The 17,250-nt window shown below is 72.4% G+C and carries 12 protein-coding genes; 6 read left to right on the top strand and 6 right to left on the bottom strand.

The window, feature by feature from the left end:
• Positions 1-101: 101 nt before the first annotated feature.
• On the top strand, positions 102-983 hold the full coding sequence (locus tag Msi02_RS38155) for an LLM class F420-dependent oxidoreductase (RefSeq protein ID WP_204052641.1): 882 nt from the start codon (positions 102-104) through the stop codon (positions 981-983).
• A gap of 89 nt (positions 984-1,072) precedes the next feature.
• Here the strand turns inward: Msi02_RS38155 and Msi02_RS38150 are convergent, their stop codons facing one another.
• Positions 1,073-2,341 carry a cytochrome P450 family protein gene (locus Msi02_RS38150; protein WP_079319001.1) on the bottom strand — a complete coding sequence of 423 codons (1,269 nt, stop codon included), beginning with the start codon at positions 2,339-2,341 and terminating at the stop codon, positions 1,073-1,075.
• A gap of 434 nt (positions 2,342-2,775) precedes the next feature.
• Between Msi02_RS38150 and Msi02_RS38145 the strand changes: the two genes are divergently transcribed.
• The 4 genes from Msi02_RS38145 to Msi02_RS38130 are packed head-to-tail and all read left to right on the top strand — an operon-like array spanning position 2,776 to position 9,975.
• Positions 2,776-6,048: a non-ribosomal peptide synthetase gene (locus tag Msi02_RS38145; protein ID WP_204052640.1), complete on the top strand. Its 3,273-nt coding sequence runs from the start codon at positions 2,776-2,778 to the stop codon at positions 6,046-6,048.
• A complete protein-coding gene (gene cmdF, locus Msi02_RS38140) occupies positions 6,045-7,667 on the top strand; it encodes a tyrosine 2,3-aminomutase (protein ID WP_204052639.1) in 1,623 nt (540 codons plus the stop codon). Before Msi02_RS38145 ends, cmdF begins: the two co-directional genes overlap by 4 nt.
• Positions 7,668-7,683: 16 nt before the next feature.
• Positions 7,684-9,075, top strand: coding sequence for a condensation domain-containing protein (locus Msi02_RS38135; RefSeq protein ID WP_204052638.1), 1,392 nt, complete (start codon positions 7,684-7,686; stop codon positions 9,073-9,075).
• Between the two features lie 6 nt (positions 9,076-9,081).
• The gene (locus Msi02_RS38130; protein ID WP_204052637.1) at positions 9,082-9,975 is read left to right on the top strand and encodes a phytanoyl-CoA dioxygenase family protein; all 894 of its coding nucleotides are present in this window, start codon (positions 9,082-9,084) and stop codon (positions 9,973-9,975) included.
• 235 nt (positions 9,976-10,210) lie between these two features.
• Here Msi02_RS38130 and Msi02_RS38125 read toward each other — a convergent pair whose 3' ends face one another.
• Complete coding sequence (locus Msi02_RS38125) at positions 10,211-11,782, bottom strand: 4-hydroxyphenylacetate 3-hydroxylase family protein (RefSeq protein WP_204052636.1); 1,572 nt, start codon at positions 11,780-11,782, stop codon at positions 10,211-10,213.
• 109 nt (positions 11,783-11,891) lie between these two features.
• Positions 11,892-13,130, bottom strand: coding sequence for an acyl-CoA dehydrogenase family protein (locus Msi02_RS38120; protein ID WP_204052635.1), 1,239 nt, complete (start codon positions 13,128-13,130; stop codon positions 11,892-11,894).
• Between the two features lie 264 nt (positions 13,131-13,394).
• Between Msi02_RS38120 and Msi02_RS38115 the strand changes: the two genes are divergently transcribed.
• Positions 13,395-14,723 carry an extracellular solute-binding protein gene (locus Msi02_RS38115; RefSeq protein WP_204052634.1) on the top strand — a complete coding sequence of 443 codons (1,329 nt, stop codon included), beginning with the start codon at positions 13,395-13,397 and terminating at the stop codon, positions 14,721-14,723.
• Between the two features lie 157 nt (positions 14,724-14,880).
• Here Msi02_RS38115 and Msi02_RS38110 read toward each other — a convergent pair whose 3' ends face one another.
• Genes Msi02_RS38110 through Msi02_RS38100 form a run of 3 tightly spaced genes read right to left on the bottom strand, consistent with a single transcriptional unit; the run spans position 14,881 to position 17,171 of the window.
• Positions 14,881-15,612, bottom strand: a complete 732-nt coding sequence (locus tag Msi02_RS38110) for a DUF2306 domain-containing protein (protein WP_204052633.1) — start codon at positions 15,610-15,612, stop codon at positions 14,881-14,883.
• Positions 15,613-15,643: 31 nt separating this feature from the next.
• Positions 15,644-16,726: a DUF2855 family protein gene (locus Msi02_RS38105; RefSeq protein ID WP_204052632.1), complete on the bottom strand. Its 1,083-nt coding sequence runs from the start codon at positions 16,724-16,726 to the stop codon at positions 15,644-15,646.
• A gap of 25 nt (positions 16,727-16,751) precedes the next feature.
• Positions 16,752-17,171 (bottom strand): SgcJ/EcaC family oxidoreductase, encoded by a 420-nt coding sequence (locus tag Msi02_RS38100; protein ID WP_079319009.1) that lies wholly within the window; start codon positions 17,169-17,171, stop codon positions 16,752-16,754.
• Positions 17,172-17,250 lie beyond the last annotated feature (79 nt).

Here is a 17,250-nt window from a genome sequence, read left to right as displayed (position 1 = left end):
CTGAATCACGGCCGGGCCCGGCGGATTCCGCGCCGGGTCCGGCCGTACGCGCACAGATGGGATGAGTTCTCCGAGCACGAGTACGAACAGGGAGGCGAAGGGTGAAGATCGGACTGGAGATCGGGGAGTTCGCCTGGGAGGGCGGTCCGGCCGCGATGGGGCGGATCCTCGCGGACGTGGCGAGCACCGCGGACGAGGCGGGCGTCGCGCTGATCGGGGTCGGCGACCACCTGTGGCAGGGCCCGCACGCGGGCGGCCCGGAGCAGCCGGAGCTGGAGTGTTTCACCACGCTCGCGTTCCTCGCCGCGCACACCCGGCGGTGCCGGCTCGGGCCGGTGGTCGCCGGGGTCCACTTCCGGCAGCCGGGCCTGCTCGCCAAGACCGTGACGAGCCTGGACGTGCTGTCCGGGGGACGGGCCATGCTGGGCATCGGCGTGGGCTGGTACGAGGACGAGGCCCGCGGCATGGGTGTGCCCTTCCCGCCGCTCGCCGAGCGGTTCGGCATGCTGGAGGAGACCGTCCAGGTGTGCCTGCGCATGTGGGAGGGCGAGCAGGGTGACGAGCGGCCGTTCGACGGCGCGCACTACCGGCTGGAGCGGCCGCTCAACGCGCCGCAGAGCCTGTCCCGGCCGCACCCGCCGATCATGATCGGCGGCGGCGGCGAGAAGCGCACGCTGCGCCTGGTGGCCCGGTATGCGGACGCCTGCAACCTCTATCCGGGGCCGGACCTGCCCGCCAAGCTCGACGTGCTGCGCGGCCACTGCGAGGCGGAGGGACGGGACTACGACGCCATCGAGAAGACCTGCATCCTCCCCCTCACCCTGGGCCCGGACGGCTCGGGAACCGACGAACTGCTCGGCGCGCTGCGCGGCATCGCCGCCGCGGGCGTGGACACCGTGATCGGCATCCTGTCCGGTCCCGACCCCCGCCGGCAGGTGGACGTCGTGGCCGGGAAGGTCATCCCCGAGGCGGCCGGCCTGTGACGGTCCCCTGAGCCCCTCGCGACGAAGGGCGCACGACGACGAGGTGCCCGTGAGCCGTCCGGCTCACGGGCACCTGGCGTGTTACGGGATCAGCGCGCCTCGGCGCCGACGGGAACCGGGGCCTCCACCACGGGCGCGGGCTCGAGGATGACCGGCAGGCTGCGGTGCCCGTTCATGATGAACGTGGGCAGGGGCACCAGCTCCTCCACCGGGACCGCGAGCTTCATGTCGGGGAAGCGGGCGAACAGCGTCGACAGGCTGATCGTGCCGATGAGCCGGGCGACACCCGCCCCCAGGCAGTAGTGCGGGCCGTGGCCGAAGGAGATGTGCTCCTTGTCCTCCCGGGTGATGTCGAACCGGCAGGCTCCCTCGCCGTGCAGGGCCGGGTCGCGGCCGAGGGCGGCGTAGTTGACCAGGATGGGGTCGCCCTGGGGGATGGTCACGCCGTCGATCTCGATGTCCTCCACGGCGTAGCGCAGGGGGAGCTGCGCGAGGGGGGACTGCACGCGGAGCGTCTCCTCGATCACCTGCTCCCACGTGGCCCGGCCCGAGGTGACGAGCTCGCGCTGCTCGGGGTGGGTGAGCAGCAGCGTGATCGCGTTGTCGATGAAGTTGATCGTCGTCTCGGAGCCCGCGCCGAGGATCGCGAAGATCGTGTCGGTGAGCTCGGACTCGCTGAGGCGGGAGCCGTCCTCGTCCTGGGCCGCGATCAGGTCGCTGGTGATGTCGTCCCCGGGGTTCTCGCGCTTGGACGCGATCAGGTCCACCATCGCGCCGCGCCAGCCCTGGAGGATGCCCTGCGCGACCTCGGGAGTGACCGTCGTGTCGACCATCATGTCGATGACCTTGGCGGTCTCCTGGCGGGCCGCCTCCGGCATGCCGATGAGGTCGGCGACGAGGCGGGCGGGCAGGGGGTTGGCGAACCGGGTCTTGAGGTCCGCCGCCTCACCCGCCGGGGTGGTGGCGAGCCCCTCGATGAGCTCGTCGACGAGCTCGACCACGCGCGGGCGGAGCGCCTCGACGCGCCGGGGGGTGAAGGCCTTGCCGACCAGCCGGCGCAGGCGCAGGTGGTCCTTGCCCGCGGCGGTCGCGATGTTGTCCATGGCGACCCAGCTGATCATCTCCCAGTCGGGCCGGATCTCGCCGTTGCGGAAGGCCGGCCAGTGCTTGCGCGCGCTCTTGGTGACCCGCGGGTCGGTGAGCAGCCGCTTGGCGACGTCGTACCTGTTGACCGACCACGCGGTGACGCGGCCGGGAAGTTCCACCAGGGTGGCGGGGCCGAGCGCGCGAAGCCGGTCGGCCTCCGCGTGGATGTCTCGGCCGGTCGGATCGAGGGCGATGGGACAGCGGTTCTCCATCGATTTCTCCCGCATCGTAGAACTGGTCGGACTGCCGGGAACGAAAGACGGTCTGCGACGCGATTCCATGGCAGATAAGCGGCCGCAGGGTCATCCAATATTCGGAATATACGGCGTGGCAGGCCTTGGACAAAGAAGAGAAAAGCGCTCTCGGTCAATTCGGCAATCTGGGAGACGGCCGCCCTCGGAACGCTCGGGGAAAGGTGTGCTAGGCGCCGGGCGGCATTCTCGGAGATGCGGGGACGGCGTCGCTGACGTGACCATGTGCTGGTGAGGATCGCGTATATCCCGGAGGGCGCCGGATCAACCGCCGGCACCGGTGCGCCGCCGGCGATATTCGCCGGGAATTCATTTCCCGCGCGCTCTCCCGATCCACGACGTCGAGCCGCCCGGGACGCGCCCCGCACGAGGCCCCGGGAGACAGGGGAACCGGAGTGACCAAAGCGTTCCCGGAACCCGCGCGGCCGGGCACGAGGCGGGCAGTGACCTCCTGCGCCCAGGACGAGCTGTGGTTCCGGCAGACACTCGTGCCCGACTCGCCCGCGCACACGCTGTGCCGGGCCTACCACGTCCGCGGCGACCTCGACGTCGCCGCGCTGCGCTCGGCCTGGCGGGCGGTCGTACGCCGGCACGACATCCTGCGGACGACCCTCGTCGTGGTCGACGGCCTGCCGGTGCAGTCGATCGCCCCGGACGGCGCGGCGCCCGAGGCCTTCTCGGACCTCGGGGCGATCGCCCTCCTCGACGCCGCGCCGCACGCCGCCGAGGCCGCCGTCGCGGGCCTGGGCGCCGAGCTGGCCGGCCGCCCGATGGACCTCGCCGCGGGCCCGCTCGCCCGCCTCGCCGTGGCCCGCCTGGCCCCCGGGGAGCACGCCGTGCTGCTGCTCGCGCACGAGGCCGTCGCCGACGACCGGTCGATGGCGATCCTGGCGAACGAGCTGTCGGCGGCCTACGCCGCCGAGGCGGGCGGGCGGCCCGCGCACGAGGTGCTGCCGCCGGCGTCCGCGCAGTACGCCGACTACGCGCGCTGGCAGCACGACCGGCGGACCACCCCGGAGTTCCGCCGCCTGCTGGAGTGGTGGACCGCCAGGCTGCGCCCGCTGCCGCCGCGGCTGAGCCTGCCGGCCGACCGGGCCCGGCCGGCCGGCCCGTGCTGGCGCGGCGGGATCGAGCCGTTCACCTGGACCGGAGAGGCGCCGGCGCTCGCCGCGCTGGCGGAGGCGGAGGGCACCACGCCCGACATCGTCGTGCTGGCCGCCTTCCTGTGCCTGCTGCACCGGCTCGGCGGGGAGCGGACGGTGGCGGTCGGCCTGCCCGTCTCCGCGCGCCCCCGGCCCGAGTTCGCCGGTCTCGTCGGCCCGTTCCGCAACGACTTGGTGCTGTGCGCCGACCTGTCCGGCCGTCCGGGCTTCCGCGAGGTGCTCCGCCGGACGGCGCGGGCCGAGCGCGAGGCGTCCGCCCACGCTGAGCTGCCCTTCGACCAGCTCGCCCGGGCGCTGGAGATCGACCACGACCCGCGTACGCCGCCGCTGTGCGACGTGATGTTCGTGCGCGGGGACGCGCCGGGGCGGCCGCTCGCGCTGCCGGGCCTCGCGGTCCGCGAGGTCCGGGTGCACAACGGCGCCGCCACGGCCGACCTCACGCTCACGGTCGGCACGGCCGCTCCCGCGGTCACCGGTTTTCTCGGCTACCGGGCGGACCTGTTCGAGCCGGCCTCCGTGCGGCTGCTGCTCGGCCAGCTGAGGACCCTGCTGGCCGCCGCGCTGCGCGACCCCGGCCTGCCCGTGGACGAGCTTCCCCTGGAGGACCCCGCCCGGATCCGCGCCGCGGTGCGGGCGGCGGACCTGACGGCCGACGCGTCCCACGTACGCGCGCCGGCGAACGAGCTGGTGCGCATGGCCGCCCGGCGGCACCCGGACAGGGTGGCGGTGGCCTGGACCGGCGGCGAGGTCACCTACCGCGAGCTGGAGGAGCGCGCGGCGCGGCTCACCGCGGCGTTGCGCGCGGGCGGCGGCGTCGCCGGCCGGCCGGTGGCGGTGCGGATGCCGTCGGGGCCCGGGCAGGTCGCCGCAGTGCTCGCGGTCCTCGACGCGGGCGGGCACCTGGTCTGCCTCGGCACCGGCGACGCGGGCGAGCGCGGCCGCATGATGCTGGCCGAGATCCGGCCCGCCTGTCTCGTGCTGGACGACGACGACGGCGGCGACGACCTCGCCGTGTGGTTCGCCGAGGAACTGGGCGGCCGCGTGCTGGATGCGGGAGCCGCGCTGCGCGGCCCCGGCGTGGGAGCCGTGGCGCCGGTCCCGCCCGCCCGTCCGGACGCGCGGGCCTACGTCGCCTACACCTCCGGCTCGACCGGCAGGCCCAAGGGCATCGTCCAGTCGCACGGCAGCCTGGCGCAGTTCGCCGCCTGGTTCGGCGCGGAGTTCCGGCTCGGCCCCGGCCGCCGGGTGGCGCAGTGGGCCGCGCCGGGTTATGACGCCGCGCTGGTCGAGATCTTCGCGACGCTGGCGGCGGGCGCGACGCTGTGCGTCGCGCCCGACCGGATCAGGGCCAACCCCGAGAAGCTGGCCGCCTGGCTGGACTCCGAGCGGGTGACGTTCCTGCAGACCGTGCCGACCTTCGCCCGCGGTCTCCTCCAGGTGCTGCGCGGGCGCGAGCCGGGGGAGCGCGCGCTCGCGCTGGACCACCTCCTGCTCGCGGGCGAGCCGCTGCCCGGCGGCCTCGCCAACGAGCTGCGCGCGGCGCTTCCCGGCGTGCGCCTGGTCAACCTGTACGGCGCCACCGAGTCGATCCTCGCGACCTGGCACGACATCACCGGCCCGGTGTCGGGCACGACGCCGATCGGGGTGCCCATCCCCGGGCGGCAGGTCCTGGTGGTGGACGAGCGCGACCGGCCCTGCCCGGCCGGCGTCACCGGGGAGATCGTCGTGCGCAGCCCCTACGTCGCCCTCGGGTACGCGGGCGAGGCCGCCGCGGACGAGCGGGCCTTCCTGCCGGTGCCCGGCCTGGACGGCTCGGGCGACGCCGGGTGCAGGTTCTACCGCACGGGCGACCTGGGCCGCCGGCGCTGGGACGGCCTGCTGGAGTTCCGCGGACGCAGGGACTCCCGCATCAAGTTCAGCGGGATCCGGATGGAACTGGCCGAGATCGAGTCGGCCCTCGCCGCGCACGAGGCGGTGGCCGAGTGCGCCCTCGTCGCGGTCGCCGGACCTGACGGGCTGGTGAGCCGCCTCGTGGCGTACGTCGTCCCGCGCGGCGCAGCCGCGGGCGAGGCGACGGTGTCCCCGTCCGAGCTGCGGGCCGGCCTGCGCCGCCGCTTCGGCAAGGCCACGCTGCCCGTCTCCGTCAAGTTCCTGGACAGCCTGCCGCGCAACGTCGGCGGCAAGGTCGACCGGCGGAGGCTGGCCGACCCCGGCGCGCCGGCGGCCGTCGCGCCCAGGACGCCGGGCACCCCGGCCGAGCGGGAGATGGCCGCCATCTGGGCGGAGCTGCTGGGCGCGGAGCCCGGCGGCGCCGACGACAGCTTCTTCGCGGCCGGAGGGCACCGCCTGCTGGTGCCGCGCCTGCTCGGCCGCGTCCGTGAATGGTTCGGCGTCGAGGTCTCCCTGTGGGACTTCTTCACCAACCCGACGCTGAGCGGCCTCGCCGCTCTCGTCGATTCGTCAGCCGTGTCCACCCAAGCCGTTACCCAACCTACAGCGGGGTGAGAGTTGTGACTCTGGTCGAGACCGAAACGTCGGTCGACTTCGATGGCGAGACCCTGGACATCCAGGGCGTGCGCCGCGTCGCCGAGGAACGGGCCGTGTGCGCCGTCGCGCCCGCCGCCCTCGCCAAGGCAGCGGCGAACCGGCGGCTGTTCGAGGACATCATCCAGCAGGGGATCCCCGTCTACGGCGTGACCACGGGTTACGGCGAGATGATCTACATGCTGGTGGACACCGACAAGGAGACCGAGCTGCAGACCAACCTGGTCCGCAGCCACAGCGCGGGCGTCGGCCCGATCTTCGCCGAGGACGAGGCGAGGGCCATCCTCGCGGCCCGCGTCAACGCGCTGGCCAAGGGCTACTCGGCCGTCAGGCCCGAGCTGATCGAGCGCCTGGCCCTCTACCTCAACCTGGGCGTCACCCCGGCCATCCCCGAGATCGGCTCCCTGGGCGCCAGCGGCGACCTCGCCCCGCTGTCGCACATCGCCGCCACGGTCATCGGCGAGGGCTACGTCCTGCGCGACGGCCGCCGCGTGCGGACCGGGCCGGTGCTGCGCGAGCTCGGCATCGAGCCGCTGCGGCTGCGCTTCAAGGAGGGGCTCGCGCTGATCAACGGCACCTCGGCGATGACCGGCCTCGGCTCCCTCGTCGTCGGCCGCGCCCTGGACCAGGTGCGGCAGGCGGAGATCGTCACCGCGCTGATCTGCGAGGTCCTGCAGAGCTCGACCAGCCCCTTCGGGGCGGACGGCCACGACGTGGCCCGGCCCCACCGGGGGCAGATCGACACCGCCGCCAACATGCGGACGCTGCTGCACGGCAGCCGCCTGGCCGTCGACCACGCCGACCTGCGCCGGGAGCTGAGCGCCGGCCGCGACGAGAACGGCGGCCGGGGCGTCCACCGCACCGAGGTCTACCTGCAGAAGGCGTACACCCTCCGGGCCATCCCGCAGGTCGTCGGCGCGGTCAGGGACGCCGCCTACCACGCCTCGAACACCCTGGAGATCGAGCTCAACTCCTCCAACGACAACCCTCTGGTGTTCGAGGGCAAGGAGGTCTTCCACGGGGCCAACTTCCACGGCCAGCCGGTCGCCTTCGTGATGGACTACCTGACCATCGCCCTCACGCAGCTCGGGGTGTTCTCCGAGCGGCGCACCAACCGGCTGCTCAACCGGCACCTGAGCAACGGCCTGCCCGAGTTCCTCGTCGCGGGCGACCCCGGGCTCAACAGCGGGTTCGCCGGCGCCCAGTACCCGGCGACCGCCCTGGTGGCCGAGAACCGGACGATCGGCCCCGCCAGCACCCAGAGCGTCCCGTCGAACGGCGACAACCAGGACGTGGTCAGCATGGGCCTGATCGCCGCCCGCAACGCCCGCCGCGTCCTGCAGAACAACACGCGGATCCTCGCGGTGGAGTACCTCGCCGCGGCGCAGGCGGTGGACCTGTCCGGCAGGTACGACGGGCTCAGCCCGGCCGGCCGGGCGGCGTACGACATGGTGCGCTCGCTCGTGCCGACGCTGGACCGCGACCGCTACATGGCCGACGACATCGAGCTGGTCGCCGCCGCGCTGTCCCGCAACGAGTTCGGCCGGGCCGTCGAGCGGGCCGGCGTCGAGCTGCGGTGAGGGGGACGCGGACACCATGAGCACGCTGGACAAGGTGCGGGTCCCGCTCTCCTTCAACCAGGAGTTCCTCTGCCTGTTCGACAAGGGGGACGAGGAGGGGCCGTTCGGGCCCAGATACAACATCGTGTGCGGGTGGCGGCTCGGTGGCGCGGTCGACGTCCCCACCTTGCGGGCGGCGCTCCACGACGTGGTGGAGCGGCACGAGGCGCTGCGCACGCGGTTGGTCCGCGACGAGGGAGACCGGCACCAGGAGATCCTGCCGGCCGAGCCGCCGCGGGTGGAGGTGCGCGACCTGCCGGGTGTGCCGGTGGACGAGCGCGACCGCCGCGCCGAGGAGCTGCTGATCGAGCTCGAAGGCGGCTCCTACGGCCTGGACGAGCTGCCGCTGATCCGCGCGGTGCTCGGCCGGTTCGACGAGCGGGACTCGGTGCTCGCGCTCATCGCCCACCACTCCGCCGTGGACGAGTGGTCCATGAAGGTGGTGATCCAGGACCTGGCCAACCGGTACGCCGCCCGGCGCGGGTACGACGTGCCCGAGCTGCCCCCGGCGCACCAGTACCAGGAGTACGCCCTCTGGGACCGCGAGCGGGCCGCCTCGCCGGCGTTCGCCCGGGCCAAGGAGTACTGGCGCGAGACGCTGGCCGGCGGCCTGATCATCCCCACCCGGACGGACCGGCGGCGCTCGGAGAACCTGCCCAAGAGCACCGCGGCCTACCGCTTCCTGATCGGGCCCGAGGAGACGTCGGCCGCGCTGGCGCTGGCCAAGGCGACGCGCAGTTCGCCGTTCATGGTCCTGCTCGCCGCCTACGAGGTGTACCTCCACGAGGTCACCGGCCGTACCGACATCGCGGTGACGACGCTGGCGGCCGGGCGCACCCAGTCCCGCTTCCAGCAGACCGTCGGCTCGTTCTTCAACCTGCTGCCGCTGCGCAGCGACCTCTCGGGCTGTCGCGACTTCCGCGACGTCATCGCCCGCGTGCGCGCCGCCTGTATCGGGGCGTACGCGCACGACATCCCGTTCGGGCAGATCGTGGAACAGGCCCCCGAGGCGGCGGCGTCCTTCGAGGGCGACGACACCGCGGTGATCTCGTTCCAGGTCTTCCAGTTCCCGTTCTCCCTGGAGCGGGAGCGGATCGGCGACATCGAGTACACGGACATGCGGCGGCGGGTGCTGTCCCAGCCGGTCACCACCGACGTCCCCGACGGCGCCCTGTGGACGCTGGACATCCACCCCGAGGGGGACATCGTCGCGAGCCTGTGGTTCAACACCAACCTGTTCGTGGAGGAGACCATCCGCGACATGGTGTCGCGGTTCCTGCGAGTGCTGCGCACGGTGCTCGCCGATCCGGACGCGCCTCTGGCGTGGGGCACGTCCGGCCGAGTACGGACCGATGCGGAAGAGAGGTGACACACGATGGCCGAACTGACGAGGGTGCGGCCCGACGCCGACCTTGACGACGTCGTCGCGATCATCGAACGGGACGGCGCGGTGATCGTCGAGAACTTCGTCGACGAGGAGACGCTGGCGGGGCTGTGGGCCGACCTCGGCCCGGCGCTGGACGTCGACACCTTCAGCGACAACTGGTACGACGGGTTCCGCACGCGGCGTGTGTCGTCGCTGTTCGCCCGTACGACCCGCCTCACGCCGGTGGTCACGCAGCGCCTGTACCTCGGCGCGGCCAGGGCCCTGATGCAGAAGCCGAAGACCATGTGGATCGGCCGGTCGCGGCAGGAGGTGACGCCGAGCATCCAGATCAGCACCACCCAGCTGATCCAGATCCACAAGGGGCAGGGCAAGCAGCCGCTGCACCGCGACGACGCCCTGCACCTGACCTCCCACCCGGGCAACACCACTCGGGTGCAGCTCATGCTCGCGATGAGCGACTTCACCGCCGAGAACGGCGGCACGCTGGTGATCCCCGGCAGCCACCACTGGGACGATGAGCGCGCCCCGCAGGCCGAGGAGGCCGTTCCCACGGTCATGCCGGCCGGGTCCGGCCTGATCTGGGTGGGCGGCGTCTACCACGGCGGTGGCCGGAACGTCACCGACGTGCCGCGCACGGGCATGACCATCGCGCTGGACCTGGGCAACCTCCGCCAGGAGGAGAACCAGTACCTCGCGGTGCCGAGGGAGAAGGTGCTCGCCTACCCGGAGGAGGTGCGGCGCCTCCTCGGCTACGACCGCTGCCCGCCGGGCCTGGGCTGGGTGGAGATGCACGACCCGGACATCGTGCTGCAGCCGGCCGAGGTCCGGCGCGCGGCCGGTCTCCAGGAGGCGTGGCCGGCCGAGCCCGCCCACGCCGTCTGACCCGGTTCGATATCGCACCCGACGCGACGGGCGCGGCCGACCCCGGCCGCGCCCGTCGCTTATTTCATGCGCGCGGCCACGGGCGAGAACGCGAAGCCGGAGGCGGGGGCGGACAGCCGGACACGGAGCCAGGAGACACGGAGCCGGGAAAACGGACGCGCCGCCGGGGCTGACACCCCGGCGGCGCGTCGCCTGCCGGCAGAGGCCGCGTCCCGCGGGCCGCGGGGGAAGGACCCTACAGTTCGCCGATCCGCCGCAGCTCGTCGAAGGACGACAGGTCCGGCACCGTCCACCCGTCCAGGTCGTACTCGCCGAGGCACTGGTCGACGAACGCCTTGTATCCGTCGAGCTGGCCGCCGGCGGTCTGCGCCGCCAGGAGTTCGATCCTGGTGGCCTCGTGGCTGCCGGCGTAGTTGCGCTCGTACAGCTCGTGCCGCCCACCGAACTCGGTGCCGACCGCGTCCCACAGCAGTTTCATGACCTTGACCCGCTCGACCGCGTCCACGCCGTTGGAGCCGCGCACGTACTTGTCGAGGTACGGACGGATCTCGGGGTTCTTGAAGTCCTCGGCGCTGGAGTTGATGTAGATGAGGCCGCTGGCGATGTCCTGCTCGACGATCTCCTTGACGCGGGGGTAGCCGACCTGCATGAACCAGCGGTACGCCAGGCCGTACTGCGGGTTGGGCAGCACGGCGCCGTTGTTCCACGGCACGGGGTTGCGGGCGGCGGCGTCCGACAGCGCCCAGAAGAGGTTGCGCCACGCCAGCACCTCGCCGATACGGCTCTGCACGCCCCGGAAGTCCTTGGTGCCGGTGATCTCGACGGCCTTGGCCAGCAGGCCGGCGATGAACTCCAGCTTGACCGCGAGCCGGGTGCAGCCGTGGAAGGTGAAGCGCTCGGGGAACCCCGAGCGGCCGGTGAAGAGCTGCACCTTGCCGAGGTGGCCGTAGATGAACACGTTCTCCCAGGGGATGAGTACCTTGTCGAGCACGAGGATCGTGTCGTTCTCGTCCAGCCGGGAGGAGAGCGGGTAGTCGAACGGGCTGCCCATCACCGCCGCGGTCGCGGTGTAGGACGGGCGGCAGATGAGCTTCAGCCCGGGCGCGCCCATCGGGACGGTCGCCACCAGGGCGAATTTCCTGTCCTTGATCGGCAGGCCGTAGTGCGCGATGAAGTTGTAGTGGGTGAGCGCCGATCCGGTCGCCACGACCTTGGCGCCGCTGACCACCAGTCCGGCGTCGGTCTCCCGCTCCACGTGCACGAAGACGTCGGCCACCTCGTCCGGCGGCCGGTTACGGTCGACCGGGGGGTGCACGATCGCGTGGTTCCAGTACAGAACCTTCTCCTGCGACTCCCGGTACCAGCGGCGGGCGTTGTCGGAGAAGGGCTCGTAGAAGTCCGCGTTGGCGCCCAGTGTGCCGAGGAAGGCCGCCTTGTAGTCGGGGCTGCGCCCCATCCACCCGTACGTCATCCGCGCCCAGGCCGCGATGGCCTGCTGGTTCGCCACCAGGTCGGCCGCGCTGCGCGGGGTGGTGAAGAAACTGTGGGTGTACCCGTCGCTGCCGGTGTCGGTCGGCGTGGTCAGCACGTCACGCGTCTGCGGGTCGTGCAGGGCGTCGTACAGCCGGGCCGTCATCCGGATCGGGTTGTGGAACGCCGGATGCGTGGTGACGTCCCGGACCCGGTCGCCGTACAGGAAGATCTCCCGGTCGTCGCGGAGGCTCTCGATGTACTCGGCGCCGGTCATGGGGCGCGTCTTCGGCCGCGCGTCCTCCGTGACGGGCGCGTTGTCCAGAAGGTCCGTCATCGGCCCTCTCCCTTTCGTCCTCGTCGCCCGGCTTGTCCCCGCATCGAGGGCTTGAGGGAGCGCTCGCTGCACGGCATCGCCGGCGCGTGTCAACTGTGTCGGTCGCGCCCTATCCGATGCCGAACCGGGCCCGGGCCAGGTCGCGCTTGGCGAGGGTGGCGAGGAAGGTCGACACCCCGGCGTGGGTGTGGAACATCGACATGTCCCGCCACACGCGCTCGATGCGCTCGCCGTGGCGCACGGCGCTGGAGCCGGCGGTGGGGAACAGGTACCGCTCCACCGCGCGCCAGCAGAGCGTGACGGCCTCCCCGCAGATGGCCGCGATGCGCAGCTCCTGCTCCTTGGTCACGGCGGCGGGACCGAGGGCCGCGGTCTCCCGCCACTGCCGGACGGCGTCCAGGGTCGCCGCCTCGGCCGTGGCGATCATGCCGGCGGCCTTGCCGTACCGGAACTGGTAGTCGGGGTCCTCGGCGCGGACCACGATGGGCGGGAAGGACGTCGTCCGGGTGCGCATGAGGTCCTCGTAGGCGTCCAGGGCTCCCTTCGCCATGCCGACGGCGAGCGCCGCGTCCTCCAGCACCATGAAGCTGAGCTGGCCGCCTCCGTACTCGGGGTTGTCGTGCAGGGCCCGGCCGGGCGTGCCGTCGGTGACGGTCAGCTGGCTCATGTGCGCGGCGATGGTGTGGTGGTCGGGCACACGCCCGCGCTCGACGCGGATGCTGTGCGAGCCGCTGCCGCGCAGGCCGAGGGCGTGTCCCCAGTCGTCCAGGCGGGTCCACTGGTCGCGCGGCACGACGAACAGCATCGGCGCGGGCTCCCGCCCGTCGCCGGCCGAGACCATGGTGTGGCCCATGAAGTGCGTGGCGTAGGGCGAGCCTGAGCAGTAGCCCCAGGTGCCGTCGATCACCCAGCCGCCGTCCGGGTGCCGCTCCGCGGCGCCGCTGGGAACGACGGTGGCGGGGCAGATGAAGTCGCCGCCGGCGAACAGTTCGGCCTGCGCCCGCTCCTCGAAGAGCGAGGCCACCGCGAGCGCGTGTGACGCCCCGAGGCAGTACATCCAGCCGGTCGAGGGGCAGCCGCGGGCCAGCGCGATGACCACGCGCACGAACGTCTCCACGCCGAACTCGTAGCCGCCGTACCGGCGAGGAACCAGGATCCGGTAGAAGCCGGCCCGGGAGAACTCCTCGTGCGTGTCCTCGGCGTAGAAGGTGCGCCGCTCGGTTTCGGCCTGGCGCTCGACCAGGGACGGCGCGATGGCCTCGGCCCGCGCCACGACTTCCGAGGGGGTGAGGTCCGGCTCGGGCGGGCCGGGAACGCGGTGTCCGGAAAGGGTCGCGGCTACTCCCATCGTTGCGCCGTCCTCACGCTCTCGTCGTCGAATTCGGCATGAGGCCAGCGTCGCAAGCCGGGCCCGCGGACCGCATCTCCCGTATTGCGATTCACGGTCCGCCGCCCGCCGATAGGGGCGGCGGCGGTGAAACAAGCACGCGCAGAGATGCCGCGAATCAGGCGGCCACGGACGATGGATGGCGAATTGTCCGTGTCTGGCGGCCGCGCCGTCGCGAAGCTCGGGCCACCAGGCAAACCCTTCCGGTGAAAGAGGCCGACGTACATGAGCTCAGACACGATCGTCATCGACGCCTGGTTCTCGCATTATCCGTTCCCGGCTTTTCTGGAGACCGTGCGGAAAAGGGCCGAGGAATTCGAGCGCGCCCACCCGGAATATCGGATCGACATCACCACCTGCTGGTGGCAGAAGCTGCCCGAGGAGGTCGCCGAGGCCGCCGCGCAGGGCCGGCCGCCCACGATCGCGTCGTACTACACCGGCGCCACCCAGCACGCGCGCGACACGCGGGCGCGGGACGGCCGCCCGTTGTACACCTCTGTGGAGAAGGCCATCGGCGGCCGCACGGAGATCCTCGGCGAGCCGGTCGTGCTGGACGACCTCGTGGACGCGGTCCGCGGCTACTACACGCTGGAGGGGGACCTGTCGTCGATGCCGCTGACGCTGTCGACGATGCTCCTCTACACGAACATGACGGTGCTCAGGGCCGCCGGGATCGCCGAGCCCCCGCGCACCTGGGACGAGGTCGACGCCGCCTGCCAGGCGATCGCGAAGCTCGACGGGGGCCCCTCGCACGGGATGGCCTGGGTGATCGACGGCAAGTTCGTCCAGCACGCGCTGGCCCAGCAGGGCGCGATCTTCGCCGGGCACCGCAACGGCCGGTCCGGCCGCGCGACCACCGTCGACCTCGCCACTCCGGAGATGCTGGCGTACGTGGACTGGTGGAACCGGCTCTACCAGCGGGGCCACTTCCTCTACACCGGTGCGATGCAGGACTGGGAGGGCACGTTCAAGGCGTTCACCGACCAGCGCATCGCCTTCCGGCTGAGCTCGTCGTTCGACGCCAAGTACATGGTCGAGGGCGCCCGGCGGGAGGGCTTCGACATCGCGGTCAGCCCGGTGCCGCACAACGGCCGCGTGCCGTACGCCGGCAACTGGATCGGCGGCGACTCCCTATGGCTGGCGGACGGCCTGGACGAGGCCGTGCGGGACGGCGCGCTGGCGTTCATGCTCTACCTCAACAATCCCCGCAACGCCGCCGAGTGGCACAAGGTGTACGGCTCCGCGCCCGTCACCAAGCCGGCGCTCGCGCTGCTGGACGAGGAGGGCTGGTTCGCCGACCAGCCCTACTTCCGGGTCGCCAGCGAGCAGCTCGAGATGATGGACGGCGAGCCGACCCAGGCGGTGATCGGGGGCTACGCCCACATCCAGCGCCTGGTGATGCGTGCCGTGGAGGACGTGCTGGTGCGGGGCGCCGACCCGGAGGCCCGTCTCAAGGAGGCCACCGCCGACGCGCAGGCGCTGCTCGACGGCTACCACGCCCACTGCCGCGAGGGCGGCCCGCGCGGAGCCTACTGGCTCCACGTCGACAGCTGACCGGAGCATCGAGGAGGAGGGCCGGGTCGCCTGGCCCTCCTCTCACACCACCGGACACGCACAACGCCGAGGGGGCCCCGATCTCGTGGATCGGGGCCCCCTCGCTGCCGGTGACAACCGCGTGAGGCGTCGTCTCCCGCCCGCCGGTCGGAGCGGGTCAGGACACGACAACCGTCCGCCTGGCCCGGGTCTTCGGGTCCGGCGGCACGTCCAGGGGACGACCCGCGGTCCGGTACAGCCACCACTGCACGAGCATGAGGTTGACCACCCAGCCGAACCAACGGGCCGCCTCGATGAGGTAGGGAAGCTGCACGTGGTTCGCGATGCCGATGTTGACGATCACCGGGCCCCACACGTTGTTCATGACGAGCGCGAAGCTGTAGAGCATGAAGCGCCGGTGCAGGACCCACTTGCCGCGCACGGCCGCGATGTACGCGACGACGGTGGTGACCAGCCACAGGACCGTCGCCATCGTGACGCCGATCTGGCCCGTGACCGGAGCGAAGCGCACGATGACCAGGCCTGCCACGCCGGTCACCAGCGTGGCGACGACGTAGATGCGGCCGGCCCACCGGTGCACCGCGGGGCGGCGGCGCCGCAGCCGCGGCCACAGCTGGAGCACGACGGTCACCATCGTGACCGACCCCATGATGATGTGGGTCAGCAGCAGGGGGTAGTACAGCGAGAAGCCGTCGTGCGGCGGGATGGGCGCCTTGGTCTCGTCCAGGCCGGCGCGTGCGAACGGCGAGGTCTGGTAGACCAGGAACGCCGCGACGACGATCGCCAGCGGGACGATCCAGGGGCGGCGCCACCAACGCTGCTCCCCGTGCGGGCGCCCGTTCAGGTCGCCGGCCTTCGGGACCGGCTTCTCGATTTCTATGCGGGTCATCGTTCGTACTCTCCTGTCGGAGCGCCCTCGGTCACCGGGGGCTGATGATGGTGCTCGTGCCGGGGGGCTGCTCCCCGGCGAGCAGGGCGCCGAGCGCGGCCGCGGCCGCCTCCGGTCCCCGCTGCCGCCGCACGTCGAGCCACGTCGTCGTCGACTCGACGAAGCGCCGCTCGGACGCGGCGTACCGCGCGTAGTAGGCGTCCTCGCCCTCCTCGGCCGCGGTCTGCATCTCGATCGCCGGGGTGAAGAACACCTCCGGCTCGGGACCGGCCAGGCCGGGCGGGGGCAGGACGGACGCGTTGGAGTGGGTGAACCCGACCAGCGCCGTGTGGCGGAGCTCCCCGGCGAAGCGCTCGCAGACGGTGGTGCGCCGGACCGGGTCGCCGGTGAGGTCGACGAAGACGGCCGGCGGCGTCGGCGACAGCGAGGAGATCGCGTCGTAGGAGACGACCTTGTCGTACAGGCCGAGCCCCTCCACGAAACCGACGTTGCGGGCGGAGGTCACGCCCACGGCGGACAGGCCCACCTGCCGGAAGGCCAGCTCCTCGGCCAGACCGATCGCCACCTTGCTGGAGGCGCTGGTGATCAGCACCGACTGGGCGCCTTCCGCGGCCTGCCGCTGCAGGAGGTCGGCGAGGTTGAAGGACGCGGGGTAGACGGGGTGGAGCACGGCCCAGCGGTCGTCCAGGGGGCCGGGTTCCGCCACGCGCTCGAAGGTGAGGTACCAGGGGTGCAGGAAGCCACGCTGGGGCGTGGTGTCGACGAAGCCCCGCGCCGTCGGCTGGGCGGCGACGACGTGGTGCGTGGACATGGGCATGTAGCCGAAGTACCTGTCACCCACGGCGATCTCGGGGTGGCGGGACTCCTCGACCCGCGCGAACCCCCACACGGGCACCCGGCCGTACCCCTCGGGGCCGGGGAACGCCTGCCAGAAGGCGATCACGGCGTCGTCGCCGAAGCGGGCGTACGTCGCGTTGTTGGTGGTGAGGCCGAAGCTCTCGACCGCGAGCCGGACCTCTCCCTCGCCCAGCGGAGCGGGCGTGGCCTCCCGCACCTCGCTCACCGTGAGGTCGTCGCGCCTGAACAGCAGGTCCCATCCAGCCGAACCGGACATGTCGTCTCCTTGCCGTGGTGTCGCGTCAGGCCGCGTTGATCGGAGTGTTCTGGTAGGCGGTGAGCAGCCACCGGCCGTCCTGCTTGGACAGCACCCAGGTGGCGCGGACGGCCCGCTCGGGGGCGGGCTCGGTCTCGCCGGGGGCCAGGACGCCGCCGCGCGTCACGAGCACGGCCGCGTCGGCGCCGAGGAACTTGGCCACCACGGGCTCGCCGGTGACCCGGGTGCCCTTGTACGGCCCGGCGAAGGCGCCCGCCATGAAGGCGCGGATCTGCTCGCGCCCGGTGACGAAGACGCCGGGGAGGATCATCGTGGCGTCCTCGGTGAAGACCTCCGCGAACGCGTCGGCGTCGTTGCCGCTCCAGGCCTCGATGATGCGGCCGGGCACCTCGCGGATGGCCGTCGCGTCGTCCACGACGGTGGGGGAAGAGCTGACGGGTGACATGGTTCGGTCCCTTTCACGATCGCTGGAAGGGGCGGGGACGGCGGATCCGGGCCGGATCGAGGATCCGCCCGGGGCCGTC

The organism is Microbispora siamensis, from assembly GCF_016863095.1.
GTDB classification, from domain to species: Bacteria; Actinomycetota; Actinomycetes; order Streptosporangiales; family Streptosporangiaceae; genus Microbispora; species Microbispora siamensis.
This window is presented reverse-complemented; position numbering and strand designations above follow the sequence as displayed.